This window comes from Paenibacillus turpanensis (genome assembly GCF_011421635.1).
Taxonomy (GTDB): Bacteria; Bacillota; Bacilli; order Paenibacillales; family YIM-B00363; genus Paenibacillus_AK; species Paenibacillus_AK turpanensis.
The window spans coordinates 1-400 of the sequence record NZ_WTLI01000070.1 but is presented as its reverse complement, the minus strand read 5'-3'; the positions used below and the strand labels follow the sequence as shown (position 1 = coordinate 400).

At 62.5% G+C, this 400-nt stretch carries 1 protein-coding gene; it reads left to right on the top strand.

Going from position 1 to position 400, the window contains the following annotated elements:
- Positions 1 to 400, top strand: a 400-nt coding sequence (locus GQS10_RS22845; protein ID WP_166246626.1) for an AMP-binding protein, incomplete at both ends; no start/stop codon positions are given.

The following is a 400-nucleotide window of genomic DNA, read 5'->3' as shown; positions in this document are numbered from 1 at the left end:
GGATGGAGCTGTTGATCACGAGCTCGGACAGCTGCAGCGTGGCGGATTACCGGACCTTGCAGGAACGCTTCGGCTCGTTGTTCCGGATCATCAACGCATACGGCGTGACGGAAGCGGCGATCGACTCCAGCTTCTACGACGAGCCGCTGGCGAAGCTGCCGCAGACAGGCAATGTGCCGATCGGCAAAGCGTGGCTGAATGCGAAGTTCTACATCGTGGACGCGCATCTGAATCCGGTGCCGGTCGGGGTGCTGGGCGAGCTGGTCATCGGCGGAGTTGGAGTAGCGCGCGGGTACTTGAATCGTCCGGAGCTGACGGAAGAGAAGTTCGTAGACAGCCCGTTCGCTGCGGGCGAGCGGCTGTACCGCACGGGAGATTTGGCGCGGTGGATGGAAGACGG